This is a genomic window from Mesorhizobium sp. M1C.F.Ca.ET.210.01.1.1 (genome assembly GCF_004791585.1).
Classification (GTDB): Bacteria; Pseudomonadota; Alphaproteobacteria; order Rhizobiales; family Rhizobiaceae; genus Mesorhizobium.
The window spans coordinates 1-26184 of sequence record NZ_SRUU01000003.1 but is presented as its reverse complement, the minus strand read 5'-3'; the positions used below and the strand labels follow the sequence as shown (position 1 = coordinate 26184).

Here is a 26184-nt window from a genome sequence, read left to right as displayed (position 1 = left end):
CTAGGCACACAGCGGCGGGGCATGCCCCGCCAGCTGCGGCTGATGGCTGCCGGGAGGAAACGAAATAATGCCCAACAAGATGCTGATAGACGCCTCCCACCCGGAGGAAACACGCGTTGTTGTCGTTCGCGGTAACCGCATAGAAGAATTCGACTTTGAATCCCAGGACAAGAAGCAGCTCAAAGGAAACATCTATCTCGCCCGCGTAACCCGCGTCGAACCTTCCCTTCAGGCAGCCTTTGTCGAATATGGCGGCAACCGTCACGGTTTTCTCGCCTTCAGTGAAATTCACCCCGACTACTACCAGATACCGGTCGCCGACCGTCAGGCTCTGCTGCGCGCCGAAGCGCAGGAGGCCGAAGACGAAGACGACGAGGAGGCCGAGGGCGGCGAGGAGCAGCAGGCGCGCGATCGCGGACGCCGCAGCCGCCGGCGCGGCGGCAAGAATCGCGACCGCGGCGAGCACAAGCGCGGCGCGGACGCCGCCGGCTCGGGAGAAAGTAGCGAGGGCGGCGAGGAAATTGCGGCTTCCGGCGAGGCTGGAGGCGACGCGGGTGATGCCGATGCTTCGACGGAGAACGTCGAAGCGATGTCGGAAACCGACGATTCGGTGACCGAGGCGGCCGCCGAACAAGAAAACAAGGCTCCCGAAGCCAGCGTCGATGCAACCGAAGGCAAAGCAGAGCACGAGGATGACCAGCCCTCCGAAGGCGGCCCGACCTCGATTGCCGCGAGCGTCGATGCGGATGTGATCTCGGAGGCGGTGCCGCAGGCCGAATCCGCCAGCGAGGCCGCCCCGGCCGACGAAGCCGCTCCCAGCGACAGCGACCGCGGCATGCTGGAAGAGGTGCAGTCCGCGCATTCGGACGAGCACGAGATCGAATCGGTCGGCGCCGAGGATGCGCTGGAAGAGGTCCGCAACCGCCGCAAGCCGGTCCGCCGCCAGTACAAGATCCAGGAAGTCATCAAGCGCCGCCAGATCCTGCTGGTCCAGGTCGTCAAGGAAGAGCGCGGCAACAAGGGCGCCGCGCTGACCACCTATCTCTCGCTGGCAGGCCGCTACTCTGTGCTGATGCCGAACACCGCACGCGGCGGCGGCATCTCGCGCAAGATCACCAATGCCCAGGACCGCAAGCGGCTGAAGGAGGTCGTGGCCGACCTCGAGGTGCCGCAGGGCATGGGCGTCATCCTGCGCACCGCCGGCGAAAGCCGCACCAAGGCGGAGATCAAGCGCGACTACGAATATCTGATGCGGCTTTGGGAAAACGTCCGCAATCTCACGCTGCAGTCGTCGGCCCCTGCCCTGGTCTATGAGGAAGGCAGCCTGATCAAGCGCTCGGTGCGCGACCTCTACAACAAGGACATCGATGAAATCCTGGTCTCCGGCGAGGACGGCTATCGCGAGGCCAAGGACTTCATGCGCATGCTGATGCCGAGCCATGCCAAGGTGGTGCAGCCCTATCGCGACGCCACGCCGATCTTCGTGCGCAACGGCATCGAGGCACAGCTCGACCGCATGCTGCAGCCGCAGGTGACGCTGAAGAGCGGCGGCTACATCATCATCAACCAGACCGAGGCGCTGGTCTCGATCGACGTCAACTCCGGCCGCTCCACCAAGGAGCATTCGATCGAGGACACCGCGCTCCACACCAATCTGGAGGCCGCGGAGGAAGTCGCCCGGCAGTTGAGGCTGCGCGACCTTGCCGGCCTGATCGTCATCGACTTCATCGATATGGAGGAGAACCGGAACAACCGCTCCGTCGAGAAGCGGCTGAAGGATCACCTCAAGAACGATCGCGCCCGCATCCAGGTCGGCCGCATCTCGCATTTCGGCCTGATGGAGATGTCGCGCCAGCGCATCCGCGCCAGCGTGCTGGAATCGACGATGAAGCCCTGCCCGCATTGCGGCGGCACCGGCCATGTGCGCTCCGACTCTTCGGTGGCGCTGATGGTGGTCAGGGCGATCGAGGAGTTCCTGCTCAAGGATTCGCGCAGCCACATCATCGTGCGCACGCCGGCCGCGACGGCGCTCTACGTGCTCAACCACAAGCGCGCCAATCTGGTCGAGCTCGAAGCCCGGTTCGGCCTGACCATCACGCTCGAAGCCGACGAGACACTGGGCTCGCAGCACTATGCGATCTTCCGCGGCGCCGTGGCGGAGAAGCCGGAAGGCTTTGTCGAGATGCGCAGCCTGCCGACCTATGTCGAGCCGGAGGAACCCGAGGACGAGATCGTCGTCGAGGAGGAAGATGAAGTCTCGGGCCAGGCCGAACAGCCGCGCCATCCGCAGCAGGGACAGCATCCGCAGAGATCCGAGGACGGTGAAGGCCGCAAGCGCCGCAAGCGTCGCCGGCGGCGTGGTGGCAAGGATCGCGACCGTGAGCACGGCGCCCCTGGCGATGCCGTTTCGGCCCCCGCGCCGGCGGATGCCGCCGCGCAGGAAAGCGAAGCGACGCCAGAGTTGAAGGCCGATGCCCCAGCCGACGCGGAAGCGACCCTGGAGGCGTCGGAGGACGGTGCCGGCAAGAAGCGCCGTCGCGGCAAGCGTGGCGGCAAGCGCAATCGCCGCGAGGACGACGAAGCCGTGGCCGATGCCGCTGGCGAGGCGGAAGATGGCCTTGAGCGCGGCCAAGCGGAAGGCGAGGCCCCCGAAAGCGCTCCGGCGGCAGCGGCAGAAGGGCAGCCCGCGCCTGCCAATGACGATGCTCCGGATGCTGAGAAGCCGAAAAAGCCGCGCCGCGCATCGCGAGCGAAGAAGGCTGCGCAGGAAGCGGTCGTCGAGACCGCGCCCACGCCGCCCGCGGAGCTTCCGGCTGAACCCGTGGTCGCGGAACCGGCAGTGGCGGCAGCCGCTTCTGCTGCGACCGAGGCCGAGGCGCCCGCCAATGCGCACCCGACGCGGCGCAAGCCCCAGTCGATCGACGCGCCGGTCGTTCCCATCGTTTCGTCAACCGTCACTGATGAGGCCAAGGCTGAAGAAAAGCCGAAGCGCGCCGGCTGGTGGCAGAGGAAGGGCTTTTTCTAGGCTTTTCAAGCTGTTCGGTTGATCTGTTAGCAAAAATCCCGCGCTGCCCGGCGCGGGATTTTTTCTTTGCTTGAACCCGCCGCTCAAGGCGCGAAGATCGACCAGTTCATCATCCTGGCGAGCTTCTCCAGCGCGATCGAGCCGAGCTTGGAGTTGCCGTTCTCGTTGAGACCCGGAGACCAGACAGCGAGCGATGCCACGCCAGGCACGATGCCAAGAATGCCGCCGCCGACGCCGCTCTTTCCCGGAATGCCGACGCGGAAGGCGAAATCGCCTGAGCCGTCATAGTGGCCGCAGGTCAACATCAGCGCGCCGATGCGGCGCGCCCGCTCCGGCGACACAACCGAATGTCCGGTCGCCGGATTGCGGCCGCCATTGGCGAGGAAGCGGCCGGCCATGGCAAGTTGCCGGCAACTCATGGCGATGGCGCAATGGTGGAAGTAGACGCCGAGCGCCAACTCCGGCTCGTGATGGAGATTGCCGAAGGATTTCATGTAGTTGGCCAAGGCGAAATTGCGGTAGCCGGTGGCGCGCTCGGAGGCTGCGACCTCGCGGTCGATGATGATCGTATCGTCGTCGGCGAGGAACTGGACGAAGCGCAGGATCTCGCCGATCGCCTCGCGCGGCTGATGGCCGGCAAGCAGGACGTCGGAGATGACGATGGCGCCGGCATTGATGAACGGATTGCGCGGAATGCCGTTCTCATGCTCGAGCTGGACGATCGAGTTGAACGGGTTGCCGGACGGCTCGCGACCGACGCGGTGCCAGAGCGCATCGCCGATCTTGCCCAACGCCAATGTCAGCGTGAACACTTTCGAGACGCTCTGGATGGAAAAGGCCTGATCGGCGTCGCCGGCAAGGATGACGCGGCCGTCATTGGTCACGGCGGCGATGCCGAATTTCCTCGGATCGATCTTGCCGAGCTGCGGGATGTAGGTAGCGACATCACCGCGATCCGTCCGCTCCGCCAATTCGGCGGCCACTTCGGCCAGCGCTTGCTCGAGTTCCGGCATGGGCGTCTATTTCAGCCAACGTTCGATGCGGGCGAGCGCCTCGACCATGTCGTCGTGGCTGCCGGCATAGGAAAAGCGCATGGTGCGATGGCCCTGCAGCGGGTCGAAGTCGCGGCCAGGCGTGGCCGCGACATGCGCCTCCGCCAGCATCTTGCGCGCGAAGGCCATGCTGTCATTGGTGTGCCTGGTGACGTCGCAGAAGGCGTAGAAGGCGCCGTCCATGGGTGCGGCGAGCGCGAAGCCGAGTTCCGGCAGACGCTTCATCAAGAGATCGCGGTTCCAGGCATAGCGCGCCTTCACCGCTTCCAGCTCTTGCGTGGCCTTGAAGGCCTCGATTGCCGCGACCTGCGACAGTTCCGGCGGCGAGATGTAGAGGCTCTGGGCAATACGCTCGACCGGCCGCACCAGCTCTTCCGGCAGCACCATCCAGCCGATGCGCCAGCCGGTCATGCAGTAGTATTTCGAGAAGGAGTTGATCACCGTCACGCCGGCGCCGTAGGAGAGCGCGGTCGTATCCGGCGCAGCATAGGCCAACCTGTGGTAGATCTCGTCCGATATGACAGCGATGCCGAGCTCGTCGGCTGTCTTCACAAGCGCCGAAAGCTCGTCCGCCGGAATGACGGCGCCGGTCGGATTGGCGGGGCTGGCGAACAGCACGCCCTTCAGCGGTTTTTCGCGATGTGCGGCCTTCAGGTGATCGGCGTGGAGATAGGCATCCGAGCCGAGCTCGATCTCGACGATCTCGATGCCGAGCGCGGCCATGATGTTGCGATAGGCCGGATAACCCGGTGCCGCGATGGCAACGCGGTCGCCGGGGTCGAACATCGCCAGAAAGGCCAGGTTGAAGGCTGCGGACGAGCCAGTGGTGACAGCGATGCGGCCCGGCGCGACATCGATCCCATAGTGCTCGCCATAATGAGCGGCAATCGCCTTGCGCAGTTCCATCAACCCCAAAGCATCGGTGTAACCAATGCGGCCGTGCTTGAGCGCAAGAGCCGCGGCATCCCGGACGCCGGCCGGAGCCGGGTCCGACGGCTGGCCGACCGCCATCGACACCACGGGGACGCCGGTGGCCTTGAGCCGGTTGGCTTCGGCCAGGATATCCATGGCGTGGAACGGCTCGACCTCGCCGCGGCGTGAAAGCGAAACGACCATTTGACCTCTCGTCCAGTCTGCCTTTGTGCTCTGGAGCAATTCCCGGCGGAAACAGCCGCGCGGTCTCCTTGGAATTGCCTGGGTCCGACGGCAGCGCCGCACAAATGCCCGATTGATGTGGGGATCACAAGCGCGCAGGAAGTTACCGGCGCCGACTTTTCATCTTTCGCCCGCTCGTCTACCAGTGGACCTCATGTTGAGCCGACCCCGAACGATGATCGACAGATCGACCGCAATAGGGCGAACCGCGCGCGGATTCGCGACACTCCTGCTTGCCGCCGCCGTCGCGGTATCCACTTCGGTGAACGCCTTCGCGCAAGGCGTGCCGGTGGTGCGCGACGCCGAGATCGAAGCGCTGGTGCGCGACTATGCCCGGCCGATCTTCAAGGCCGCGGGCCTGGCCAATGACGGCATCGACATCGTTCTCGTCAACGACCAGAGCTTCAACGCCTTCGTGACGGGCCGCCGCCTGTTCATCAACACCGGCGCGCTGGTGACGGCCGAGACGCCGAACGAGATCATCGGCGTCATCGCGCATGAGGCCGGCCATATTGCCGGCGGCCACCAGCAGAAGCTGCGCGACCAGCTCGACCGCGCCAAGACGATGGCCATCATCGCCACGCTGCTCGGCGCGGGCGCGATGGTTGCCGGCGCCACGACCAACAGCCGCGGCCTTGCCGGCGCCGGCATGGGCGTCGCCGCCGGCGGCGGCGAGATGGCGCAGCGCAGCATCCTTGCTTATCAGCGCGGCGAAGAGATCACCGCAGACCGCTCGGCGATCACCTATCTCAACGCCACCGGCCAGTCCGGCATGGGCATGCTGAAGACCTTTGGCCGCTTCCAGAGCGCGCTGTCGCTATCGGGCACCCAGCTCGATCCCTACCGCATCAGCCATCCGATGCCGCAGGAGCGCATCGCCAACCTCGAAGTGCTGGTCAAGGCGAGCCCCTACGTCAACCAGGTCGATCCACCGGCGTTGCAGCAGCGGCACGACATGATGCGCATCAAGATCGCCGCCTATATGCAGGGCCAGGCAGCCGTGGCGCGGCTGATGCGCAAGAACCCGACCAGCCTCGCCTCGCGCTACGGCGACGCGCAGCAGACCTACCTCTACGGCAATCCCGGCGCCGCGCTGGCAAAGACCGCGGCGCTGATCAAGGAACAGCCGAAGAACCCCTATTTCCAGGAGCTGCGCGGCGACATCCTGATGAAGGTCAACAAGCCAAAGGACGCCGCGGACGCCTATGCCAAGGCCGTCAGCCTCGACCCGGCGCGGTCCGGGCTGCTCCTGGTCTCGCTCGGGCAGGCGCTGATGGCGGTCGGGACACCGGAATCAATCAAGAAGGCGGCGACCCAGCTCAGCAACGGTATCGGCCGCGACAAGGAAAATGCGGAAGCCTATCGCTATCTGGCGCAGGCCTATGGCGAACTGGGGCAAATCCCGGCCGCCGATCTTGCAACCGCCGAAGGCCATTTCTATTCGGCCGACTACAAGAACGCGAAAATCTTCGCCATGCGCGCTCAACAGAAGTTGAGGCGCGGCGAGCCCGGCTGGCTTCGCGCGCAGGATATCATAAACTACACGCCATCGAACAAACTCAAATGAACGTCCCGGCCGTGCGCGGCGACTAAGGTGGACCGGGACAGGCAGAAGGAACTGATCATGAACAAGGCAATCCTGCTCGGCAGCGCCGGCGTGGCGGTAGCGCTCGGCATGCTGGCATTCGGCTTCGTGGCGGGAAGCCCGCAGGCCGCCAAGGCCGATACGACGCAAGCCATCCAGGTGGCCTCCACGGACAGCAAGATCGACCGCAAGGAAGTCGAAGGCATCATCCGCGACTATCTTTTGAAGAACCCGGAGGTTCTGCTCGAGGTTCAGGACGCGCTCGAGGCCAAGCAGAAGGAAGAGCAGCGGCTTGCCGCGCTCGGCGTCATCAAGAACGCGAAGGACGAGATCTTCAACTCCACCTTCGACGGCGTCGTCGGCAACCCGAAGGGCAAGGTCACCATCGTCGAGTTCTACGACTACAATTGCGGCTTCTGCAAACGCGCCATCGAGGACATGAAGGCGCTGACCAAAGCCGATCCGGATCTGCGCTTTGTGCTCAAGGAATTCCCGATCCTCAGCCCGGATTCGCAAAAGGCCAGCGTGGTGTCGATGGCCTTCCACCTGATGATGCCGGAGAAATACGGCGAGTTTCACACCGCGCTGCTCGGCGGCCAGGGCCGCGCCACCGAATCCACCGCCATGAAGGTGGCGCTTTCGCTGGGCGCCGACGAGGCGAAACTGCGCGAGAAGATGAAGGATCCGAGCATCAACGAAGCGCTCTCCCGGACCTACGACCTCGCCACCAAGCTGTCGATCACCGGCACGCCGTCCTATGTGGTCGGCAATGAAGTGCTGTTCGGCGCGCTTGGACAGCAGGTTCTGGCGGAAAAGATCGAGCAGGCCAAAAGCGCGCTCTAATTCGTTGCGTGTCGCCACAACAGGCGGTTTTGCGCCTGTTGTGGACAGCGAAAGAACGCACTTGCGCTCTTTTCGCAGGCGGCTATGCCCATTATAGAGGTCCGGCGCGCCGGCTTGGGGGCCGGCGTCAAACAAGGTCGGCATTTTGAAAACGATTTTCGTCCTCAACGGTCCCAATCTCAATGCACTCGGCAAGCGCGAGCCTGGGATCTATGGCGGCAAAACGCTTGCCGCCATAGCCGAGGATTGCAAGGCCGCAGGCGCGGCGCTTGGGCTTGAGATCGATTTTCGCCAGTCCAACCACGAGGGCGACCTGGTCGACTGGATCCAGGAAGCCGGCGACAAGGCCGCTGGCATCGTCATCAATCCCGGCGCCTACAGCCATACCTCGATTGCCATTCACGACGCCATCCGCGCCGTCGCGCCGCTGCCCGTCGTTGAAGTCCATCTTTCCAATATCCACGCGCGGGAGCCTTTCCGCCACGTCTCCATGGTCTCGCCGGTCGCTGTCGGCATGATCTGCGGGTTCGGGCCGCTCGGCTACACGCTTGCGCTGCAGGCACTGGCGGCACGGCTGTGACCGGCTCCCAAACAGAAGGCTCGAAAATGTCGATAAAGAAGAACGGTGTTGACCAGCAGCTGATCCGCGATCTGGCTGGCATACTGAACGACACCAACCTGACCGAGATCGAAGTCGAGCTCGGCGACCTGAAGGTGCGCGTGTCGCGCCAGTCGCAAGCCGTCCACGCGGTCGCCGCTCCGCTTCCTATCCCTGCGGCGGTTACCGCGCCGGCCCAGGCGGCAGCCGCGGCGGCCCCTGTGACGGGGGCTGATTCTTCCAAGAATGCCGTGCCCTCGCCGATGGTCGGCACCGCCTATCTGGCGCCCTCGCCGGACGCCAAGCCGTTCGTGGAGATCGGCCAGAAGGTCAAGGAAGGCCAGACGCTGCTCATCATCGAAGCGATGAAGACGATGAACCAGATCCCCTCGCCGCGCGGCGGAACCGTGACGGCGATCCTGATCGAGGACGCCCAGCCGGTCGAGTACGGCATGCCGCTCGTGGTTATCGAGTAGAGCCGGGAACAGCGGGCAGATGTTCCAGAAGATCCTCATCGCCAATCGCGGCGAAATCGCACTCCGAGTGCTCCGCGCCTGCAAGGAGCTCGGCATCCAGACGGTGGTGGTCCATTCGACGGCCGATTCCGACGCCATGCATGTGCGGCTTGCCGACGAGAGTGTCTGCATCGGCCCGCCGCCGTCGCGCGAAAGCTATCTCAACATCCACCAGATCGTCGCCGCCTGCGAGATCACCGGTGCCGACGCGGTGCATCCGGGTTACGGCTTCCTGTCGGAAAACGCCAAGTTCGCCGACATCCTCGCTGCCCACAACATCACCTTCATCGGCCCGTCGGGCGACCATATCCGCATCATGGGCGACAAGATCGAGGCCAAGCGCACGGCAAAGCGGCTCGGCATTCCGGTCGTGCCGGGCTCCGACGGCGCGATCAGCGACGAGAAGGAAGCCAAGCGCGTTGCCGCCGAGATCGGCTATCCGGTGATCATCAAGGCGTCCGCCGGCGGCGGCGGCCGCGGCATGAAGGTGGCCCGCACCGAGGCCGACCTTGAGATCGCGCTGCAGACGGCCAAATCGGAAGCCGGCGCCGCCTTCGGCGACGACGCCGTCTACATCGAGAAATATCTGGAAAAGCCGCGCCATATCGAATTGCAGGTGTTCGGCGACGGTGCCGGCCGCGGCGTGCATTTCGGCGAGCGCGACTGCTCGCTGCAGCGCCGCCACCAGAAGGTGTGGGAGGAGGCCAACTCGCCCGCGCTCAATGCCGAGGAGCGCTCGCGCATCGGCGGCATCTGCGCCAAGGCGATCGCCGATCTCGGCTATTCCGGCGCCGGCACCATCGAATTCCTCTACGAGAACGGCGAGTTCTATTTCATCGAGATGAACACCCGCCTGCAGGTCGAGCATCCGGTGACGGAAGCCATCACCGGCATCGATCTCGTGCATGAGCAGATCCGCGTCGCCTCCGGCGGCGGACTGTCGGTAAGGCAGGAAGACATCAAGTTCAACGGCCACGCCATCGAGTGCCGCATCAACGCCGAGGATCCGCGCACCTTCACGCCGTCGCCCGGCACGATCACGCATTTCCACACGCCCGGCGGCCTCGGCATCCGTGTCGATTCCGGCGTCTATTCCGGTTACAGGATCCCGCCCTACTACGACAGCCTGATCGGCAAGCTGATCGTGCACGGTCGCAACCGCGTCGAATGCATGATGCGGCTGCGCCGGGCGCTGGACGAGTTCGTCGTCGACGGTATCAAGACGACGCTGCCGCTGTTCCGCGACCTGGTCGGCAATCCGGACATCGCCAATGGCGACTACGACATCCACTGGCTGGAAAAATACCTGGCCAAGGAGGACTAGGCTCAACTTGCAGCTATAATGCCGCGATGACCCGTCCCTACGCGCCCGGCTATCGCATTCCAACCGACCTGCTGCTGAAAGCCTATGCCTCGGGCGTCTTCCCGATGGCCGAGAGCGCGACCGACCCGGAAGTGTTCTGGGTGCGGCCTGAAACGCGCGGCATCATCCCGCTTGACGAGTTCCACACGCCGCGCAGCCTGAAGAAGACGATCCGCAAGCACCCCTTCGACATCCGCTACGATTTCGATTTCGAGGCGACGATCGACGGCTGCGCCGAAAAACGCGAGGAGCGCCGCTCGACCTGGATCAACGCGCCGATCCGCGAAGCCTATGTCGAGCTCTTCCGGTTGGGCCACTGCCATTCGGTCGAGGCGTGGCGCGAGGGCCGGCTCGTCGGCGGCCTCTATGGCGTTTCACTCGGACGTGTCTTCTTCGGCGAAAGCATGTTCGCCCGGGAAACCGACGCCTCGAAGACTTGCCTCTACTATCTCGTCGAGCGGCTGAACGAACGCCGCTTCGCGCTGCTCGACACGCAGTTCACCACCGAGCACCTCAAGCGCTTCGGCGCCATCGACGTGCCGCGCAGCCGGTACGAGAAGATGCTGGCCGACGCGTTGAAAGGCGAAGCCGTCTTCTATCCTTGAGGACGGCAGTCAGCGGTCGGTCGAGGTTTCGATCGGCGTCTGGGCATGGAACATCATCTTCCATCCATCGGCGCGATGGACATAGCCTGTGCTGACCAGAGCGGCATAGGGCTCGCCGCTTTCCCGCGTCGCATGAGCCTCGTAGGTCAGCATGACGATATCGCTGCCCGGCTCGACCATGCCTTTCAGCCGGATGTCGAGATCGCGCCAGCGGTTGGGCTTCGTGGCGGTCTTGGCCAGATCGGCGTTGGCCATCGCTTTCGCCATCTCCGGAAAGGCGACGAGGCACTCGACATCGGCGTGGGCCGCAAAATACGCGGAATCGCCGGTCCAGAACCCCTTCTCGAGACCGAGAAGCTCTTCCTTGCTGACGGTGATCGGCCTGATCTTTGCCATTGTGGAATCCTCCCGTCGCTGCCCCCGTTTAACAACGGATTGCGAAAACGAGGGTTCCGAGGTCAGTTCTGGTCGGTGGTGCCATCCGGTGCAGGCGCGACGTCCGTCGGCTTCGGCGCAGCTTCGGCCGGCTGGTCCTGAGCAGGCGCCTTCGGCTCGGCGGCATTCGTCTTCGACTTGGCCGTATCGGCCTTGGCCGCGGTCGGCGGCGGCACGTCGGACTTCTGCTTGCAGCCCTTCAGCCAGACGTCATAGACCGCATGCTCGACGGCATTGAGGCCGGGGCTTTCGGCGAACATCCAGCCGGTGAAGATGCGGCGGATCTTGCGGTCGAGCGTAATCTCGTCGACCTCGACGAAGGAATCGGTCTTCGGCTGCTCAGTCTCGGGGCGCGAATAGCATACGCGCGGCGTCACCTGCAGGGCGCCGAACTGCACCGTCTCGTCGATATAGACGTCGAAGGTGATGATGCGGCCGGTGATCTTGTCGATGCCGGCGAATTGGGCGACCGGGTTGGTGATACGGTCCGAAACCGCCGGCGCCTGCGCAGCAGCGAACGTCGCCGTCGAGGCGACCAGAAAGGAAGCTGCCGCGAACAATCCCGTCGAGAGTCGGCTCATACAAGTATACCGGTGGTTGCGCCCGGGTGATTCCGTCAATCGCCCAAGGCTAGTCATGGCTGCGATACCAGCAAGCAGCTAAACGCCAATTGTGGCGACAAAGGACCGAAAAACGCGTTTACGAGCCGGGCGTCCAGGCGTCGTAGTCGCCGGTCACCTGCGGACGATGCTGGTTGGTCAGGATGGAACCCTGCGGGCGATAGGCGCCGGGCGTTCCGGTCAGGTTCGGCCGATGTGGCCTCTGCCACTCGCGAGCCTGGTACTTCTCGCTCGACGGGGGTGTGTCGACCCTATGATGCATCCAGCCATGCCAACCCGGAGGGATCTTCGAGGCTTCGGAATAGTCGCGATAGATCACCCAGCGGCGGGTACGGCCTTCCGAATCGACGCCGCCTTCGTAGTAGACATTGCCGGCCTCGTCCTCGCCGACCTTCTTGCCGAATCGCCAGGTGTGAAAGCGCGTGCCCAGCGTCTGGCTGTTCCACCAGGTGAAAAACTGCAGCAGGAAAGTCTTCATCCGGATCCTCATGGCGGCAGCGGCCGCGCCGTTTCCTGCTTATGGCGTCAGGCTATCGCGAAGGCAAGGGTTTTGCCGCGCCCGGCGATGTAAATGCTTCGTGCGCCAAAGCGCGTCGCGCTGAAACCGATTCAGGCGACGCGCTTTGATCTTGTCTGCGCATGTCGTTTTCGCAAAACCGCTGCACATTCTTGCGCGACATACATTAATCGATACACACGCGGAGATGTCGCCACCTCGGCTTGCCAAGTGTTGCCTGTGTTTCTAAAGCTCGCACGCCCGGCAAGCGGGTACTTGGCCCGCGCCGGTTGAGGGAGGTGAGGATTGGCCCCAGAACGATCCGCCGGCGACAGGATCGGCGCCGAAGACATTCGCCGCCGCAAGGGCGGGGTGCCGATCGTCTGTCTCACCGCCTATACCTATCCGATAGCCCGCATGCTCGACCCGCATGTCGACCTGCTTCTGGTCGGCGACAGCGTCGCCATGGTGCTGCATGGCCATGCCACGACGCTCGGCGCCTCGCTGGAGATGATGATCGCGCATGGGCAAGCGGTGATGCGCGGCTCGACAAAGGCCTGTGTCGTCGTCGACATGCCGGCGGGCAGCTACGAGGCCTCGGTGGCGGAGGCCGTTGCCTCGGCTCGACGAATTGTTGAAGAAACCGCATGCCAGGCGGTCAAGCTCGAAGGCGGCGTCGACATGGCCGCGCAGATCGCGGCAATCGTCGCGGAAGGCATCCCGGTCATGGGCCATATAGGGCTGCAGCCGCAGTCCGTGGAAAAGGACGGCGGCTACAAGATCAAGGGCCGGACACAGGAAAACATCGCTGCTCTTTTTCGTGATGCCGAGGCCGTCGAGAAGGCCGGCGCATTCTCGGTCGTCATCGAGGGCACGGTGGCGACGGTGGCTTCGGATATCACCCGCCATGTCGCCATCCCCACCATCGGCATCGGCGCCAGCGGCGACTGCGACGGCCAGATCCTGGTCATCGACGACATGATCGGCATGACGGTCGACCGCGTGCCGAAATTCGTCAAGGAATACGCAAAGCTGCGCGATACCATTTCGGATGCGGCGGCGCGTTACGCCGCCGAGGTGCGCGGCCGCGCATTTCCAGGACCGGACCACGTCTTTTCGGCGACATCGGACAAGGACAAGGCATGAGCGGGCCAATCGTCGTCGACAGCGTCGCAGCACTTCGCGCGCAACTCCGGGACTGGCGCCGGGAAGGCCAGCGGATCGCCATGGTGCCGACCATGGGCGCCCTGCATGACGGTCACATCTCGCTGGTGAGAATCGCGCTCGAGCGGGCCGAGCGCTGCGTCGTCTCCATCTTCGTCAATCCGACCCAGTTCGCGCCGACCGAGGACCTGGACAAATATCCGCGCCAACTGGCCCACGATCTCGACCGGCTGCGGGAAGCCGGCGCGCATCTCGCCTTCACGCCAGGCGTGGCGGAAATGTACCCGGCGGGCTTCGCCACAAAAATCTCGGTCGGCGGCCCCTCTTCCGGCCTCGAAACGGATTTCAGGCCGAGCTTCTTCGACGGCGTCGCGACGGTGGTGGCCAAGCTTTTCCTGCAGGCGGCGCCCGATTGCGCGATCTTCGGCGAGAAGGACTACCAGCAGCTTTGCGTCGTGAGACAACTGTGCCGCGATCTCGACTTGCCGGTCGAGATCATCGGCGCGCCGACGGTGCGCGACACCCGCGGTCTCGCCATGTCGTCGCGCAACGCCTATCTCAGCGAGACCGAACTTGCCGTTGCGCGCCAGCTCAACGTCGTTCTGCGCCAGACAGCGGCGGCGCTCGCCGCTGGCGCAGACGAGGCCAGCGCTACCGGCGACGCAGCGGAAGCGCTCGTCAGGGCGGGCTTTCGAAAAGTCGACTACGTCGCCGCGCGCGAGGCGGTGACGCTCGCCCCCTGGCGGCGCGACCGCGCTGGCCGTCTGCTTGCGGCGGCCTGGCTCGGCACGACGAGGCTGATCGACAATGTCGAGATCTCCCGCGGCTGATCGAGCGTTCGCGTTCGGCGGTCTAGCCGAGCCGCTTCTCCAGGATAAGCGCGGGTATTCCTGACCCGCCGCCGCAATCGGCGGTCCTGCCCGCGGGCCGGAATCCGTTCGCTTCGTAGAAGGCGATCGCCGGGGCATTCGCCTCTTCCACCTCCAGGCGCAGTGTCCGCGCTTCCGGAAAGCTCAACTCGACCTCGTCGAGTAGCGACTGGCCGATCCCCTGCCGCTGACAATCCGGATGCACGTAGAGCTGGTTCAGGAGGACGATCTTCGGGTCCGTGGTGGCGGAAGCGAAGGCCATGCCGCCGATGCGCTTGCCGTCGTCGGCCACCAGGAATTCCGAATTGGGGCGCGCCAGCCGCGCGCGAAGCGAGGCGAGCGAATGCCAGTCATCGGTGATCTCAGCCACCCGCTTGGCGCCGTAGATGCCATCGTAGGTGGCGTGCCAGGTCTCGACAAGCAGCGCACGGACGGCAGCGAGATCGCGTTCGCTTGCCGTGCGGACGAACATGCTAGCCCTCTATGCCGAGCTTGGCCTTGACCAGCTCGTTGACCGCCTGCGGGTTCGCCTTGCCGCCGGTCGCCTTCATCACCTGGCCGACGAACCAGCCGGCCATGGTCGGCTTGGCGCGCGCCTGCTCGGCCTTGTCCGGATTGGCGGCGATGACCTCGTCCACCGCCTTCTCGATGGCGCCGGTGTCGGTCACCTGCTTCATGCCGCGGCTTTCGACCAGCTCGCGCGGATCGCCGCCGTCGTTCCAGACGATCTCGAACAGATCCTTGGCGATCTTGCCGGAGATGGTGCCTTCCTTGATCAGGTCGATGACGGCACCAAGCTGATCGGGCGAAACCGGAGCGTTTTCAATATCTTTTCCGGCCTTGTTGAGGGCGCCAAGCAGGTCGTTGATGACCCAGTTGGCGGCGAGCTTGCCGTCGCGCCCTGCGGCCACCTTCTCGAAATAGTCGGCGATCGGCTTTTCCGACACCAGCACCGATGCGTCGTAGGTGGAGAGGCCGAGCGAGCCGATCAGCCGCGCCTTCTTGTCGTCGGGCAATTCCGGCAGATGCTGTGCCAGATCATCGACATAGGCCTGGTCGAATTCCAGCGGCAGAAGGTCAGGGTCGGGGAAGTAGCGGTAGTCATGCGCCTCTTCCTTGGAGCGCATCGAGCGCGTTTCGCCCTTGTTGGGGTCGAACAGGCGGGTCTCCTGCTCGATCGCGCCGCCATCCTCCAGGATGGCGATCTGCCGGCGAGCTTCGGACTCGATCGCCTGGCCGATGAAGCGGATCGAATTGACGTTCTTGATCTCGCAGCGCGTGCCGAAGGCACCGCCGGGGCGGCGCACCGAGACGTTGACGTCGGCGCGCAGCGAGCCTTCGTCCATGTTGCCGTCGCAGGTGCCGAGGTAGCGCATGATGGTGCGCAGCTTGCTGACATAGGCCTTGGCCTCGTCGGCGGAACGCAAATCGGGCTTGGAGACGATCTCCATCAGCGCCACGCCCGAACGGTTGAGGTCGACATAGGACATGGTCGGATGCTGGTCGTGCATCGACTTGCCGGCATCCTGCTCCAGGTGCAGCCGCTCGATGCCGACCTCGATATCCTCGAACTCGCCCTGCCGGTCCGGTCCGACCGAGACAATGACCTTGCCCTCGCCGACGATCGGCTGCTTGTACTGCGAGATCTGATAGCCCTGCGGCAGATCCGGATAGAAATAGTTCTTCCGGTCGAAGACCGACTTGTGGTTGATCGCAGCCCTCAAGCCGAGTCCGGTGCGGATCGCCTGCTTGACGCATTCCTCGTTGATCACCGGCAGCATGCCGGGCATCGCCGCGTCGACCAGGCTGACATTGGCGTTGGGCGCGGCGCCGAACGAGCTCGAAGCGCCGGAAAAGAGCTTTGCCTCGGACGTCACTTGCGCATGCACTTCGAGCCCGATGATGATTTCCCAGTCGCCGGTGGCGCCGGAGATCAGACGTTTGGGGTCGGGCGTGCGGGTATCGATGATGCTCATGGTAGTCCAGGTGCTTGTTGTCCGGGTTCCCACGCTCTGGCGGCGCGGACTGTCAACCGTTCGCTAGATCAATCGGCCCGGGCTGGCAAGGGAGTCGTCTGTTGACCGAGATCAATGCGTGCGCCTGCTGTCTCGGGCGAGAGTACCGTAAAAGCAGGAGTGGAGACGATATGAGCTTACTGGATTATCTGCTCTCAGTCGACCTCAGGACCACGCTGATGGGCCGCATGATGCAGACGATGGGGGTCGACCGGCAACTGAAGACTGTTCCGGACCACATTGCCGTCATCAATCGAGCTGCCGACCGCTGCCGTTCATGCGGCCATCAGGCCGAATGCTCGACCTGGCTCGACAGCCACGAACAGGCCGACGTCCCGCCGGACTATTGTCGGAACGCCGACCTGATCGCACGTCTGCGGCATGCGGCCGGCCTGCGCTAGCCTAGGTGGGGGCAGCAGCTACGCCGTGGCGATGTAGGCCCTGATCTCCTCGGCCTCGCGCTCGACATCCTCGATGCGACGCTTGACCACGTCGCCGATCGACACGATGCCGTCGAGCAGTCCGTCCTTCTCGACCGGCAAATGCCGGAAGCGGCCTTTGGTCATGATCTCCATGACCTCGTTTACCGTATGGCCCTCGTTGCAAATCTTGACCTTGGGCGTCATCGCCGAACGCACCGCGATATCGAGCGCGGCGGCCCCTTCCCTAGCCAGCACCCGCACGATGTCGCGCTCGGAAAGGATGCCGACGATCTTGCGGTCGCCGTTGGTGATGACGAGCGCGCCAATCCTGTGCTCGGTCAGTATGCGAATGGCTTCGCTCAGCTTTTCATTAGGCCCGAGCGTGAACACGTCATGGCCCTTGCTTTCGAGAATTGCCTTAACCGTCATGGCGTCCTCCTCAGCCTTGCGCGCCGGCTCCTGCCTGACCGGCTTTTTCAGCCCCAGCGCCCTTGGAAGACACTGGGTGCCTGGCCGACATCGTGCGCCGTGATTGCTTGCATTTCAAGTATGATGGCGCGCTGCTCAGCCGGCATGGGGCGGTTGGAAAAAGCGCAGCCCGAAGAAGCCGGCGACGAAGCCGCCGATATGGGCTTCCCAGGCGATCTGTCCATCGATACCCGGCGCAAGGCCGATCAGGCCGGTGGCAAGGTTGATCACCATCCAGACGCCGAGGAAGGTCATGACGCCGCGCGAGCGCAGCACGATCGCGATCGGCAACGGCTCGCCGGCGAAGGCCGCGCTGCCGGATGAGCGGTCGATGCGGAAACCGTAGCGCGCCGCAGCCCCCATCATGCCCGAGATCGCGCCCGAAGCGCCGACCAGCGGCATCTCGCCATAAGGGTGCATCGCCCAGAACAACGCGACCGAGGCCAGCCCGGTCACAGCGTAGAACACCGCAAATCGGGTCGCGCCGAGACGATTGGCAAGCGGTGAGCCGAAAGCGGCGAGCCAGACCATGTTGACCAACAGATGCGCCCAACTGCCATGCATGAACGCATAAGTGAAAGGCTGAACCAGCAAATAGGCGCTTGGCGGGTAAAGACCCGAATAGAAAGCCGGCGTGAAGGCGAAGGTCGAGACAAACGTGTCGTCTTGCGCTGGCGTGAGAAGATAGTTTTCGGCCAGATAGACGACGAGGCAAATCGCAATGACCGCCAGCACAATCGGCGGCAGGTTGAACACCGGCTCGCGGCGCGGTTTCGGCGCCTCTTCCGGCTGCGGTTCGGGTTCAGTTGGGCTTACCGGTTCGCTCATGCACCCTGCGGTCGGCTGGAGATTAGATTTTCGGGCGAGCATGTAATTCACGCCTGATCGAATCACAAACCGCGAATCGCCACAGTCCCCGAATCGCCGCAGCACGAATCAAAAAAGGAAACCGTCCAGGGTTTCCCCTGAACGGCCGGTCGAGTCCCCTGCTCCCCGTAATCTCTTAACCGTAGTGCTGCCGATCGTTGCGAAAACGACCGTTTTTGGAGTGGTTTTGGTGTGCCACAGGCCCCACCGAGGCGCAACGTAAACCACTTGTTAACCTTAACGTCCCCGACCCGTGAACAAACGTTAACGATGCTGGCACGCATCCTGCTCCGCACCGCATGAAGGTCATCGGAGGGCGCACTGTCTGTCCGCCGATGGGACAGGAAGAAGACAGATTGCCGGAGCGGAATGGAAATGAATCAGATCGGATCGATCACGCTGTTCCAATATTGGAACCAGCTGCGTGATGGCCGCCCTGCCCCGAAGCGCTCGGAAGTCGAGCCGGCGGACATCAAGTCGCTTTTAGCGGACACGTTCATCCTCGAGCGCGACACGCGCGGCGAAGCCGTGTTCCGGCTGGCCGGCACCAGGCTCTGCGCCTATTACGGCCGCGAGCTCAAGGGCTTCTCCTTCCCCTCGCTCTGGCGAGAGAAGGACCAGCGGCTTGTGTCGCGGCTCATTCACGGCGTCTTCGACCAGAAATCGTTGCTGCTTTTGACCTATGAAGGGTTCAGCCGAAACGGCCGCTCCAACAAGTTCGAGCTGCTCGCGCTGCCGCTCGACAGCGGCGTCGAGAACCCGCGCTGCCTCGGCGTCGTCAGCGCCGCAAATAGACCATTCTGGCTGGGCGCCGACCCGCTGGCCGATGCCCTGATCGACGCGATCCGGATCATCGATCCCGACAGGGAACCGATGTTCCTGAAAAACCGCCCCGCGATCGACGTTCCTTCGCTGGTGCCGACGGAGCTGGACGCTCCCGAGACGATCTCGGCGCTCGGCCGCGTGCGCCGGATCCGACATCTCGTCGTCTTCGACGGCGGGCGCAACGAATAAGGCGGATCGCGAGGCTTTCTTGCCCTGATCGGGCTTCGTTTCTGCCTTACGCGAGCATCCGGTCCCAAGCCATTTGGGGCCGGCTTTTTCCCCTTTGTTAACCTGCTTTGCTGTAGTTTTCCGGTGAAATTCCTCGCATCGTCGCGCGGAATGCCAACGGGGTGTAGGCAGTCATGAGATCAGCGGCGGCAGAATACACGCCGTCTCGTGCGGAGCGGCGCAATTTTCAGCGTGTCCGGGTGAAGATCTACGGACGTTTCATGCTGGAGGACCGCACAGAGCATGCGTGCCAGGTGATCGACATGTCGCCCGGCAACGTCGCCTTGCGCACCGATCGCGTCGGCATGCCTGGCGAAAAGGTCATAGCCTATATCGACCATATCGGCCGCATCGAAGGCATCGTAACGCGGACCTCGCAGGACGGTTTCGCGATGACTGTCATCGCTTCGGAGCGCAAGAAGGACAAGCTGGCCGCGCAACTCACCTGGCTCGCCAACAAGCATGAGCTGGACCTGCCGGAAGACCGGCGCCACGAACGTGTCGCGCCGCGCAATCCGATGAGCGTGCTGCAGCTCACCGACGGGCGCCAGTATCAATGCCGCATTATCGACCTGTCGCTTTCGGGCGCGGCGATCGAGATCGACGTCAAGCCGGCGATCGGCGTGCAGGTGATGCTCGGAACAATGCGCGGCCAGGTGGTGCGTCACTTCGAGGACGGCGTCGCCATCGAATTCGCCGTCATCCAGCGCCCGGAAACACTGGATTCGGAATTCAACGCGCCGCGATCCTGATTGCCCGCTGAGCTCAAGCCGCATCAAACCGGCCGCCAGTGGCCGGTTTTTTGTTGGCAGCTTCGGCCTGCCCTTCCGCAGCCACACAGCATGTCGGGACGTCACGCGAGGCGGCACGACGCCGGGCAAAACCTCAACAATTCGAAATCGCGGTAGTTCAAATTTTATATTTATTCTACGGGCGTTTTACTCAATATCTACTTCGGGTTTTTGCGTCAAATAAATCCCAACGTGGCACAGTCTCTCTCGAACGGGGAGACTACCATAATGAAAATGACGAGGGGCAAGCTGTTGCTCTTGGCAATGGCGATGCAGCTTTCCGCGTGGGGCACGGCGAGCGCAGGACCGGTGTTCATGCATACGGGCGGCCGCACCACGCAGCCAGTTGGCCATTATGAGTTCTGCCAGCACATTCCGGCCGAATGCAACGAGCGGACGCCGAAGGGAGCGCCGGTCGACCTGACCCGCAAGCTGTGGGCGACGATCATCAGCATCAACAATTCGGTGAACACGCGCGTCAAGCCGCGCACCGATATGGAGATCTACGGGGTCGAGGAATACTGGGCCTACCCCGACAACGGAGTTGGCGACTGCGAGGACTATGCGCTGGAGAAGCGCCGCGAGCTCATGGCTGTCGGTGTCCCCGCCGGCGACCTGTTGATGACGGTCGTGCGCCAGCCGAACGGCGACGGCCACGCGGTGCTGACGGTGCGCACAAGCCTCGGCGAATTCATCCTCGACAACCTCGAGCCGAAAGTGCTCGCCTGGAACGACACGGTCTACACCTACCTCAAACGTCAATCGACCGAGAATTCGGGCGTTTGGGTTTCGATCAACGACGGCCGCGAGGACGCCGTCGCCAGCGTCCGCTAAGGGCGCCAATGCATGTCGCCCAAAAGCGTGCAGCGGCTTTGGGACAACGACATGCACAAGGAAATCAAGCGCATCGCATTCATGCGACGTGCTTAGGGAAAAGCCCGGTCGAGTCCCCACCCTCCCCGTCCCCAACGACCGGGTTTTAGGAGCCGGCCCTGTCCCCGGGCCGGCTCCGCCTTTTCTGGCGGTGCCTGTCGGGAGACAAGCCTGATGGGCTCCGCCTGGCCGGAAACGCCACACTGTCATCCGGCAACCCTTCCTGATCGCAGCGGATGGGGGCAGTATGTCCGTTCATTTCGGATGGAAAGCGATGCTGGAAATCCCTGACGACCGTTGCGAGCGCCACCGGTTATTCAAAGCCATCGACGACGCCTTCAAGGCTGGCGCCTTCGAGACCCTTGGTAAAGCGCTCGGCGGCTCGGCGCGCTGGTTTGACGAACGGATGCCGTTCGAGCTGGGCCTCGGCCATCCGCTGGAATACGCGATCTATTGGAGCCCGATCGCTTTCATAGGCACCCTGCTCGGTGCCGGCTCGAACCCGAACTACGAAGATCACGCCGGCTTTCCATCCTTGATCGCGGCGCTGTCGACGGAACGGCCCGACAGACTGGAGATCGTGCGGATCCTGATCGAGCACGGCGCCAACCCGAACATGCGCGGCGTGAACGACTGGACGCCGCTGCATTATGCAGTATCGCTGCGAGACACCGATGCGATCCGCCTGCTGTTGGCATCGGGCGCGGATCCGTCGCTCAAAACGCGCATCGATGACTATGAAACGGCCTTGGAAGGCGCCGATGAAGCAGGCTTTGAAGCGGGAGCGTCGCTGATGCGCGAAGCGATGTCCCGGTGCCGCTAAGCCGGCGACAAAGCGGTCGCGCGACGCCTCGCTCTCAAGCCTGCTTCAACCCAGCCTTGAAGCGCTTGCCGTTGGCGACATAGTGCGCGGCTGAGACGCGCAGCCTCTCGATCGCCGCGTCGTCCAGAGCTCGTATCACCTTGGCGGGCGAGCCGACGATCAGGGAATTGTCCGGGAACACTTTGTTTTCCGTCACCAGGGCGCCGGCGCCGACCAGCGAATTGTTGCCGATCCTGGCGCCGTTGAGCACGATGGCGCCCATGCCGATCAGGCTGTTGTCGCCGATCGTGCAGCCATGTAGCAGCGCGCGATGACCGATCGTGCAGCCCTGCCCGATGGTGAGCGGAAAGCCCGGATCTGTGTGCATGACGGTATGTTCCTGCACATTGGTGTCGGCGCCGATTGCAATCAGCTCACCGTCGCCGCGGATCACGACACCGAACCAGAAGCCGGCATTGCGGCCTATCCTGATATTGCCGATCAGCGTGGCGTCGGGCGCTACCCAGTTGGTTTCGGCATCCTCGAACCGAGGCGCCTTCCCGTCGATCGCATAGACCGGCATTTTGTCTCCGATTCGTCTCAAGCTGAGAATTCGGTAGAGCCTAGGAGACCGAACGCCCAGGAGGCAATGGTGATCAGCACGATGCCGAGCGCCAGCGCCCAGGCAACGGCCGTGCAGCCGCAGGAAAGCAGCGCCAGCATGCTGATACGCCCCTCGCGCCTGGCGGCTAGAGCTTCGTTGGCGAGCATGAACGGACCGGCGCAGGCGGTTGCCGCGAGCGAGCGCACAATATGGGCAGGCGACACATAGGGCTCGGCGAAGGCCAGCCGGCGGCCAGAGAAGAGTTCCATGGCCGAACCGGCGAGGCCGCAGGCCGTGAGGCCGACGGCAAAAGCGTAGAGAGGAAGCAACATCGTATCCATCTTTACCAACCGTTTACCATGAAATCGCACAGTCGTGCCGACACGCTGCAAGAGCCATGCCGCGCGAAGCTGTGCCACCTGAGGACAGGGGACGGGATTGGGAACCGCGATGAGAGAGGCAGCCGCCGCCGAGGAATTCCAGGTCGTCGACTCGACCTTCATGAAGAGGGTCTTCTACGCCTTCGCGGCGCTGGCCCTGCTGTCAGTTGCCATCAGCGTCGGCGGCAAGTGGCTTGGCAGGTCAATCGCGATGGCCGGCTATAGCGACGACACCACCGTCCGCCAGGTCGTCATGGGCAATAGCGTGATCAGCGTGCCGGCCAATTTCATCCGCTTCGACCAGGCCAGGCGAGACGGCATCGCCTCGCGCCTAGACCTTTATCTGCGCTATCCCGAGATGGACGGCTACAGCACTGCCGCGCGCAACGACTTCAATCACACCACGACCAGGAAGATCATCTTCCTGGCGTTCGAGCCGCGGATGATGTCGCGCGACATGAGCGGCCGGTTCGCGCCGATCTACAGCGCCCTGATCGTCAAGCCGGGCACACCCGGGCCGGACGGCACGACGCTCTACGGATTCACCGAGAAATCAGGCTACCTCAACGAAGTGCTTGCGGTTGCCGACCGTCCCGGCAAGGACCCATTCGTCGCTCGCTGCCTGAGCGGGCCGAGCGCCGAGGAGTCACTGGCGCCCTGCGAGCGCGACATCCAGGTGGGCGACGATCTCAGCCTCACCTACCGTTTCCCGCGCGAGCTCCTCGGAAATTGGCAGGCGCTCGATGCTGCGATCGCCGCCAAGGTTGCGACCATCCTGAAGTCGGGACACTGAAACGCGCCGCGAGAGCCTTGTGCCGTGGCAAGTTAAACCAGCTGCCGACCTAAAAGCGCGTCGCGATCTTTCGGATTCGCTCCATGCGCTTTAGGTTTTTGATTTTACGCATGTCTTTGTCCCGAAACCGGTTCCCACTTTTCGGGAGACATGCTCTAAACCATTTCAGCTCGCAGCCAGCGTTTCAGCCCGGCGATGTCATGATCGCCGACAGCTTTGGCGACACGCCGTCCGACGGCCGCGCCGAATTTGTAGCCGTGGCCGGAGCAGGCGGAGACGATCAGGCATTTGCCTTTCTCATGCGCCAGGAATTTTTCGTCCGCTGTGAAAGTGTAGGCGCAGGTGACGACGTCGGTGACCTTGTATTCTGTTATGCGGGCGATGGGCGGCGAGAACAGGTTGCGGATCACCTCGCCCTCGCCCGGCACCGGCTGTCGATTCCAGTCGGCGTCGCTGGTCGGCACTTTGTGCAGGCCGGATCCGAACTTCATGCCGGCACCGCGCGTCAACGGGATCATGTAGCCATCGGTGACGCCGCCAACGTCGAGGATCACGGGAGCCACCTCCCAGGCGGCCTTGAGGTCTGCCGGCGGTTCAACATAGGCAAGCGCCGTGCGATAGGTCTTCAATTCGCTGCCCAGTTCCGGGAACAGTTTCAGAACCCAAGCACCGCCTGCGACGACAACGCGATCGGCCTGCATGGTCTCGCCGCTTTCCAGCACGATATGACCGGTGTCGGTATCGACCTCGACCGCCTTGCTGTGCTCGTAGACATTGGCGCCATGCGCGCGCAGCCATCCGGCCAGACCGGTGGCAATCTTGCGGCAATGCAGCGCGCCGCCCTCTTCCGAGAAGTAAGCGTAGCGGAAAGTGCCGACTTCGAGGAACGGCCAACGTTCGACCGCCGCCGCGGGTTCGAGCAATTCGAACGGGAAATTCCCTTCTTCCAATCCTTCGCGATACTCCTCGGCCTCGTCGCCGGCCTCCCGCGACACGCAAAGGAAGCCCCTTGCATCCAGGTGATCTTCGCCGAGATCGGCCCAGAGCTCGTCCCAGGCTCCGTAGGCCTCGCTGATCAGCCGGCCATAGCCGCTGCCGGCGCGGTAGGCTCGGCGGATGATGCGGTGATGGTCGCCGGAGGCCGCGAGCGGATTCGGGATCGGCCCCTGCTCGACGATCGTAACCCTGTGTCCCGCCTTGACCAGCGACCAGGCCGTGGAAAGACCCGCAATTCCCGCACCGATCACGATCACATTCATCAACACATCCTTCTCGGCGGCTCGCCTGGCTCAACACATCGGAATAGTGGGCGCCAAGATACGGTCTGGCATCGGGCTGACAAGGCGCGCTAATGGTCTGGCATGACCGATTTGATGCCAGCCTATCTCGCCTTTGATCCAACCTGCCGCCGCCTGCGGCTCGACCCGCACGAGCCTGCCTTCGTGCAGAACCCCTACGAAGCCTACGCCTTCCTGCATGGCCTCTCGAACGCATTCTTCTGGGAAGACTATGGGTTCTGGTGTTTCGGCGGCTTCGACGATGTCAATCGCCTTCTGCGCGATCGCCGCTTCGGCCGCCAGAACCCGGCCGGCATTCCCGACAGCCGCGGCGTCGGTGACGACCGCTCGCATCTCACCGCTTTCGACGGCATCGAAGCCAATTCGATGCTGGAGCTGGAACCGCCTGTGCACACCAGGCTGCGGACGCTGGTCAACCGAGCCTTCGTCTCGCGCCAGGTCGAGCGGCTGCGGTCACGCATCGAGGCCTTAGCCAACGAGCTGATCGACCGCTTCGAGCCGGGCAGCGTCGACCTCCTGCCCGCCTACGCTTCGCCTTTGCCGATCACCATCATCGCCGAGATGCTCGGCGTGCCGGCCGAGATGGGACCTCAACTGCTCGACTGGTCGCATCAGATGGTCGCCATGTACATGCACGGCCGCACCCGCGAGACCGAGGAGACCGCCAACCGCGCGGCGCGCGACTTTTCCGATTTCCTGCGCAGCCATGTTGTCGAACGGCGCAAGAAGCCTGGCGACGACCTGCTTTCGCTGCTGATCGAGGCTCAGGACAACGGCCAAAGACTCTCCGAGGACGAGCTGGTTTCTTCGGCGATCCTTTTGCTCAACGCCGGACACGAGGCGACCGTGCACCAGACCGGCAATGCGGTGCGCTCGCTGCTAGCGCAGGGCGGCGATCCGCGCCGCTTCTTCAAAACGCCGGAGGCAAACGCCGCAGCGGTCGAGGAATGCCTGCGCTTCGACGCGCCGCTGCACATGTTCCTGCGCTACGCCTATGAGGAGATCGAAGTGGCTCCAGGCATTCTGGTCCAGCCCGGCGAGATGGTGGCGCTGCTGCTCGGCATGGCCAATCGCGACCCGCTGGCGTTTGCCGAACCGGCCATCTTCAACCCGGCGCGCACGGACCAGAAGAACGTCTCCTTCGGCGCCGGCATCCATTTCTGCATCGGCGCGCCGCTGGCAAGGCTTGAACTGCAGGTGTCGCTGAAGACGCTGTTCGAACGCTTGCCAACGTTGCGCCTGGCCGAGGAGCCGCGCTTCCGCGACAGCTATCACTTCCACGGGCTGGAGAGGCTGGCGGTTACTTTTTGAGCGAGGCCTATGCGGCTTCGTCATCCTTGGGCGTAGCGACGCAGCGCAGACCCGAGGATCCTGTGTGTTGGTTCCGTTGTATGGTTGAAGTGGGAAGGAGGCCGAGAGGATCCTGGTCGTCCTTGCGGACAGGCCGTGGCATGGCTCGGTCCCTTCCCACCAAAGAACCATCAACCTGAACA

At 63.7% G+C, this 26184-nt stretch carries 28 protein-coding genes; 16 read left to right on the top strand and 12 right to left on the bottom strand.

All coding sequences use genetic code 11. From position 1 onward, the window contains the following. The first annotated feature begins 67 nt into the window (after positions 1-67). Positions 68-3025, top strand: a complete 2958-nt coding sequence (locus EN853_RS04040) for a ribonuclease E/G (RefSeq protein ID WP_127858261.1) — start codon at positions 68-70, stop codon at positions 3023-3025. A gap of 83 nt (positions 3026-3108) precedes the next feature. Here EN853_RS04040 and EN853_RS04035 read toward each other — a convergent pair whose 3' ends face one another. Together EN853_RS04035 and EN853_RS04030 are read right to left on the bottom strand one after the other, a co-directional pair. Beyond that, a complete protein-coding gene (locus EN853_RS04035) occupies positions 3109-4038 on the bottom strand; it encodes a glutaminase (RefSeq protein ID WP_127858262.1) in 930 nt (309 codons plus the stop codon). A gap of 6 nt (positions 4039-4044) precedes the next feature. Continuing rightward, the gene (locus EN853_RS04030) at positions 4045-5193 is read right to left on the bottom strand and encodes an aminotransferase class I/II-fold pyridoxal phosphate-dependent enzyme (protein ID WP_127858263.1); all 1149 of its coding nucleotides are present in this window, start codon (positions 5191-5193) and stop codon (positions 4045-4047) included. 193 nt (positions 5194-5386) lie between these two features. On the opposite strand from EN853_RS04030, the gene EN853_RS04025 reads away from it, so the two are divergent. The 6 genes from EN853_RS04025 to aat all read left to right on the top strand — a co-directional run bounded on the left by EN853_RS04025 (position 5387) and on the right by aat (position 10741). Next, entirely contained in the window at positions 5387-6799 is a 1413-nt protein-coding gene (locus EN853_RS04025) for a M48 family metalloprotease (protein ID WP_127858264.1), read from the top strand. A 57-nt stretch (positions 6800-6856) separates the two neighbouring features. Continuing rightward, positions 6857-7660 carry a DsbA family protein gene (locus EN853_RS04020; RefSeq protein ID WP_127858265.1) on the top strand — a complete coding sequence of 268 codons (804 nt, stop codon included), beginning with the start codon at positions 6857-6859 and terminating at the stop codon, positions 7658-7660. A 145-nt stretch (positions 7661-7805) separates the two neighbouring features. Next, positions 7806-8240: a type II 3-dehydroquinate dehydratase gene (gene aroQ / locus EN853_RS04015; RefSeq protein WP_127858266.1), complete on the top strand. Its 435-nt coding sequence runs from the start codon at positions 7806-7808 to the stop codon at positions 8238-8240. A gap of 26 nt (positions 8241-8266) precedes the next feature. Next, a complete protein-coding gene (gene accB, locus EN853_RS04010; protein ID WP_127858267.1) occupies positions 8267-8734 on the top strand; it encodes an acetyl-CoA carboxylase biotin carboxyl carrier protein in 468 nt (155 codons plus the stop codon). A gap of 19 nt (positions 8735-8753) precedes the next feature. Then, positions 8754-10097 carry an acetyl-CoA carboxylase biotin carboxylase subunit gene (gene accC, locus EN853_RS04005; protein ID WP_127858268.1) on the top strand — a complete coding sequence of 448 codons (1344 nt, stop codon included), beginning with the start codon at positions 8754-8756 and terminating at the stop codon, positions 10095-10097. Positions 10098-10123: 26 nt separating this feature from the next. After that, the gene (gene aat, locus EN853_RS04000) at positions 10124-10741 is read left to right on the top strand and encodes a leucyl/phenylalanyl-tRNA--protein transferase (protein WP_127858269.1); all 618 of its coding nucleotides are present in this window, start codon (positions 10124-10126) and stop codon (positions 10739-10741) included. A gap of 9 nt (positions 10742-10750) precedes the next feature. On the opposite strand, the gene EN853_RS03995 is transcribed toward aat, so the two are convergent. From EN853_RS03995 to EN853_RS03985, 3 genes are all read right to left on the bottom strand, one after another. Continuing rightward, positions 10751-11137, bottom strand: coding sequence for a hypothetical protein (locus tag EN853_RS03995; RefSeq protein WP_127858270.1), 387 nt, complete (start codon positions 11135-11137; stop codon positions 10751-10753). 62 nt (positions 11138-11199) lie between these two features. Next, positions 11200-11757: a DUF2155 domain-containing protein gene (locus tag EN853_RS03990; protein WP_127858271.1), complete on the bottom strand. Its 558-nt coding sequence runs from the start codon at positions 11755-11757 to the stop codon at positions 11200-11202. Between the two features lie 118 nt (positions 11758-11875). After that, complete coding sequence (locus EN853_RS03985) at positions 11876-12274, bottom strand: NADH:ubiquinone oxidoreductase subunit NDUFA12 (RefSeq protein ID WP_127858272.1); 399 nt, start codon at positions 12272-12274, stop codon at positions 11876-11878. Between the two features lie 324 nt (positions 12275-12598). Here EN853_RS03985 and panB point away from each other — a divergent pair, with 324 nt between their 5' ends. Together panB and panC are read left to right on the top strand one after the other, a co-directional pair. Next, entirely contained in the window at positions 12599-13438 is an 840-nt protein-coding gene (gene panB / locus EN853_RS03980; RefSeq protein WP_127858273.1) for a 3-methyl-2-oxobutanoate hydroxymethyltransferase, read from the top strand. After that, the gene (gene panC, locus EN853_RS03975) at positions 13435-14286 is read left to right on the top strand and encodes a pantoate--beta-alanine ligase (protein WP_127858274.1); all 852 of its coding nucleotides are present in this window, start codon (positions 13435-13437) and stop codon (positions 14284-14286) included. Before panB ends, panC begins: the two co-directional genes overlap by 4 nt. Before the next feature lie 22 nt (positions 14287-14308). On the opposite strand, the gene EN853_RS03970 is transcribed toward panC, so the two are convergent. Next, positions 14309-14797: a GNAT family N-acetyltransferase gene (locus EN853_RS03970; RefSeq protein WP_127858275.1), complete on the bottom strand. Its 489-nt coding sequence runs from the start codon at positions 14795-14797 to the stop codon at positions 14309-14311. A gap of 1 nt (position 14798) precedes the next feature. Further along, the gene (gene gatB / locus EN853_RS03965) at positions 14799-16301 is read right to left on the bottom strand and encodes an Asp-tRNA(Asn)/Glu-tRNA(Gln) amidotransferase subunit GatB (RefSeq protein ID WP_127858276.1); all 1503 of its coding nucleotides are present in this window, start codon (positions 16299-16301) and stop codon (positions 14799-14801) included. Positions 16302-16471: 170 nt separating this feature from the next. Here gatB and EN853_RS03960 point away from each other — a divergent pair, with 170 nt between their 5' ends. Then, positions 16472-16741, top strand: a complete 270-nt coding sequence (locus EN853_RS03960; RefSeq protein ID WP_127858277.1) for a DUF6455 family protein — start codon at positions 16472-16474, stop codon at positions 16739-16741. A gap of 18 nt (positions 16742-16759) precedes the next feature. Here EN853_RS03960 and EN853_RS03955 read toward each other — a convergent pair whose 3' ends face one another. Both EN853_RS03955 and EN853_RS03950 read right to left on the bottom strand, forming a co-directional pair. Continuing rightward, positions 16760-17191, bottom strand: a complete 432-nt coding sequence (locus tag EN853_RS03955) for a CBS domain-containing protein (protein WP_127858278.1) — start codon at positions 17189-17191, stop codon at positions 16760-16762. A 135-nt stretch (positions 17192-17326) separates the two neighbouring features. Then, positions 17327-18058 carry a rhomboid family intramembrane serine protease gene (locus EN853_RS03950; protein WP_127858279.1) on the bottom strand — a complete coding sequence of 244 codons (732 nt, stop codon included), beginning with the start codon at positions 18056-18058 and terminating at the stop codon, positions 17327-17329. A 414-nt stretch (positions 18059-18472) separates the two neighbouring features. Here EN853_RS03950 and EN853_RS03945 point away from each other — a divergent pair, with 414 nt between their 5' ends. The 4 genes from EN853_RS03945 to EN853_RS03930 all read left to right on the top strand — a co-directional run bounded on the left by EN853_RS03945 (position 18473) and on the right by EN853_RS03930 (position 21637). Then, positions 18473-19111, top strand: a complete 639-nt coding sequence (locus EN853_RS03945) for a PAS domain-containing protein (protein WP_127858280.1) — start codon at positions 18473-18475, stop codon at positions 19109-19111. Between the two features lie 173 nt (positions 19112-19284). Next, a complete protein-coding gene (locus EN853_RS03940; RefSeq protein ID WP_127858281.1) occupies positions 19285-19902 on the top strand; it encodes a PilZ domain-containing protein in 618 nt (205 codons plus the stop codon). A 267-nt stretch (positions 19903-20169) separates the two neighbouring features. Next, positions 20170-20775, top strand: coding sequence for a transglutaminase-like cysteine peptidase (locus tag EN853_RS03935; protein ID WP_127858282.1), 606 nt, complete (start codon positions 20170-20172; stop codon positions 20773-20775). Between the two features lie 286 nt (positions 20776-21061). Next, positions 21062-21637 carry an ankyrin repeat domain-containing protein gene (locus EN853_RS03930; protein WP_127858283.1) on the top strand — a complete coding sequence of 192 codons (576 nt, stop codon included), beginning with the start codon at positions 21062-21064 and terminating at the stop codon, positions 21635-21637. Positions 21638-21671: 34 nt separating this feature from the next. Here the strand turns inward: EN853_RS03930 and EN853_RS03925 are convergent, their stop codons facing one another. Then, positions 21672-22199, bottom strand: a complete 528-nt coding sequence (locus EN853_RS03925; protein WP_127858284.1) for a gamma carbonic anhydrase family protein — start codon at positions 22197-22199, stop codon at positions 21672-21674. A 17-nt stretch (positions 22200-22216) separates the two neighbouring features. Beyond that, entirely contained in the window at positions 22217-22561 is a 345-nt protein-coding gene (locus tag EN853_RS03920) for a hypothetical protein (protein ID WP_127858285.1), read from the bottom strand. 109 nt (positions 22562-22670) lie between these two features. Between EN853_RS03920 and EN853_RS03915 the strand changes: the two genes are divergently transcribed. Continuing rightward, positions 22671-23393, top strand: coding sequence for a hypothetical protein (locus tag EN853_RS03915; protein ID WP_127858286.1), 723 nt, complete (start codon positions 22671-22673; stop codon positions 23391-23393). Between the two features lie 155 nt (positions 23394-23548). Here the strand turns inward: EN853_RS03915 and EN853_RS03910 are convergent, their stop codons facing one another. Next, complete coding sequence (locus tag EN853_RS03910; protein ID WP_127858287.1) at positions 23549-24652, bottom strand: FAD-dependent oxidoreductase; 1104 nt, start codon at positions 24650-24652, stop codon at positions 23549-23551. 102 nt (positions 24653-24754) lie between these two features. Between EN853_RS03910 and EN853_RS03905 the strand changes: the two genes are divergently transcribed. Then, positions 24755-26002, top strand: coding sequence for a cytochrome P450 (locus tag EN853_RS03905; RefSeq protein ID WP_127858288.1), 1248 nt, complete (start codon positions 24755-24757; stop codon positions 26000-26002). Positions 26003-26184 lie beyond the last annotated feature (182 nt).